Origin of the sequence: Natronococcus sp. (genome assembly GCF_047921035.1) — an archaeon.
Lineage (GTDB): Archaea > Halobacteriota > Halobacteria > Halobacteriales > Natrialbaceae > Natronococcus.
Genome location: NZ_JBLRWX010000191.1, coordinates 1 through 2,884 on the forward strand (window position 1 = coordinate 1; position 2,884 = coordinate 2,884).

Genomic DNA, 2,884 nt, shown 5'->3' on the forward strand with positions numbered 1-2,884 from the left:
GCTTCCTCCCCGGCCTACTCGTTTGCTTCGCTCTCTCGTTGAGGCCGGGGCCTCCGCGCTACCGCGTGGTGAAAGCGTTCGAACGCCGTTCTCGAGCCAATCGCCGACACCTGATGAGAACGTCGACGCCAGCTCGGCTCCCAACACGTCCTGTGGCTCGAGCGAGCTACTGAAGAACGAAAACGCGTCACCGTTCCACGGCTCGTTCGAATCGACCGAAAACCAAAAGACCGCTACGAACCGGCGTCGTCGCTCTCGTCCTCGAGCCCGCTCTCCTCACCCGAGCCGTCACCGATAATGGTTGGCTCCTCCGCCTCCTGCGGGTCGACCTCGAGAACCAGATCTCGATCGTCCTCGAGCCCCTCAGGCACGTACACGTACACCGCCTCCCCGTCGACGACGTAGTACCGCCCGTCGCGTTCGTCCTCGATCACGCGGCGGTCGCAGTCGACGGCGACGTCCACGAGGTCCTCGAGGGTCGCGATCTGAATCCGCGAGCGCTCGCGGACGTCGACCGGAAGCGTCCCGCGGGAGATCCAGTCGTCGAACTCCTCGCGCTCGTAGCGGGCGTCGATTCGCTCGAGTTCGACCGCCGAGGGCGCGAGGGTCCCCTTCCGCCGAGCGACCCCGAGAACGCCGAGGGCCGCGACCGAGCCGAGCCCCAGCAGGGCGAGGACGACGGCGCCGAGCCCGCCAGAGCCGGAGCTCCCCGCGACCGCGACCTCCTCGGTTCGCTCCTCGGTCCGTTCCTCGGCCGCGGGCGCCTCGACCGCGTACGTCGCGTCGTCGGGCTCGAGGACCAGCTCGTAGGTGTCGACGCGATCGACCGACTCGCCGTCGATCGTCCCCTCGATCGCGACCTGGACTTCGACGACCGTCTCGAGGTCGCCCGCGGATTCGTTGAGGTCCTCCTGGATCTCCTCGGCCTCCGCGGCCGTTTCGGGAACGTCGACGGTGAACGACGCCGTCTGCTCCTCGCCGGGCGCGAGGGACTCGGTCTCCTCCTGGGCGATCGTCTCGTTTACCGCCCAGTACTCGACTACCTCCTCGTCGTCGGTCTCGCCGACCGACCGAATCACGCGGTCGGCTTCGACGTCGACCGCGACGTCGCCCGCGGGCGCGTCGTACCCGTACGTAAAGGTCGCCTCGAGTTCGGGCGCGACCTCGGCGAAGTACATCGAGCGATCCGAGAGTTCGGTGCCGACCGGGAACACCTCGTTTTCCTCCTGGACGGTCGCGCTGTGGTCGAAGCCGCCCGTTGTCGACCACGCCTCGACGGTTCGCTGTTCGAACTCCTCGTCGCCGTCGTCGGCGACCGCGCCGTAGGCGCCCCACCCCCCGAGGAGGGCGAGCCCGAGCAGGGCGACGACCACCACGACGAACCACTCGTCGAGCGCGGTGCGAAGCCGCACGCGCCGTCGGTCACTGATCACGGTCGATCCCCCCGTCGTTCGAGTCGTTGTATCGAATCATAGCTGTCAGTCGTTTACGCCACCCGGGGAGCGCGAGCGAGACCGCGAGCGCGTCCTGATCGAACCGGTGCCGATCAGGAGGGCCAGCGGCGCGACGAGCATCCCCGTCAGCACCGCCGTCACGGAGGCCATCGCCGCCCACGGGTGAATCCCGTGCAGGGATGCGATCATCGGCTCCGGCAACACCGCGAAGTAGGTGCGTTCGCTCACCGACCGGAGGTAGTACCCCGTCTCGGGCGGCGCGGTGTAGGCGACGGTCGCCGTTTCGTTCTCGCCGTAGCCGAGGGTCGTCCGCTCGTCGACGGCGACCCCCTCGCTGGCCGGCTCGACGATCGTCACGGTCGGCAGGAGCCCGCCGTTGTACAGCTCGTACTCGTGACTCTCGGTTTCACCCATCGGAATCACGTCGGGACGCTCGGAGTCGAACTCCGCGCTGACGATCCCCGTCTCGGTCGTCCCCGACATCGCGACCATCGTCGCCAGCGAGACGACGACCAGCAGCGCGGCCAGCCCGACGACGAGTTTCCGCGTGTCGTACACCTCTGCACGCGAGCGCTCTCGAGTCCGCTCCCGGATCGCTCCGCTTCGTCGCTCGAGCGCGAGCGAGACGCCGAGCACGAGCAGGCCGAACGCGAGCAGCAGGTAGGACAACCCCTGGGTGCCCAGCACGGCGGTCGTCCCGAGCGTCGACGCCAGTCGCTGCTGGCTCGACTCGAGCCCGCTCTCGAGGCCCATCACGGTGGTCCCGAGGTAGGGGATCGTCACCGGCTCGCCGTCGACCTCGAGGGCCGTCGCGACGACCTGGCCGTCGGTGACGAGGGGTTCGCCGGAGTCCTGGTCGGGAAACGGGTTCGCGTCGCCCTGGGTGACGTACCCCTGGTCGGTGACCTCGACGACCCGGTGGGTGGTGAGCCCGCCGCCCTCGATCTCCCGGGCGTCGAAGACGATCACGTCGCCCTCCTCGACCGGCCCCGCGACGGCCGACGGCACGGCGACGAAGCCGTCGCCGGTCTCGATCGTCGGCTCCATGCTGCCGGTTTCGACGTAGCTGAGCGCGATCGGAACCCCGAGCAGGTGTCCCGCGACGATCGCGAGCAACACGACGGCGACGGCGCCGATCGCGGCGAGTTTCGCGAGTCTCCGCGCGTTCCCCTGTTGTGTGCTCATCGTCCCCCCGCACGTCCGGGTTCCCGCCACCCGCGAGATCGGACGTACCCGAAACCGACGACGAGCGGGCGGCCCCTTACTATAGGCACGTTAGATAACGTCTGGCGGTGCCTGCAGGGCGTCAAGCCGACCTTGAACCGCCTCGAGGAGGGGGTCAAGACGGGCTTGAACCGTCACGGTAGCGACAAACGAAGCGGCAAGCGATGCTAGTACTTCCCCACTATGTTATTACACTAACTAGTATC

The 2,884-nt window shown here is 68.2% G+C and carries 2 protein-coding genes; both read right to left on the reverse strand.

All coding sequences use genetic code 11. From position 1 onward, the window contains the following. Positions 1-233: 233 nt before the first annotated feature. A complete protein-coding gene (locus ACNA7R_RS19950) occupies positions 234-1,412 on the reverse strand; it encodes a DUF5305 domain-containing protein (RefSeq protein WP_416285289.1) in 1,179 nt (392 codons plus the stop codon). Between the two features lie 66 nt (positions 1,413-1,478). Next, positions 1,479-2,639 carry a signal peptidase I gene (locus ACNA7R_RS19955; protein WP_416285290.1) on the reverse strand — a complete coding sequence of 387 codons (1,161 nt, stop codon included), beginning with the start codon at positions 2,637-2,639 and terminating at the stop codon, positions 1,479-1,481. Between the last annotated feature and the right edge of the window lie 245 nt (positions 2,640-2,884).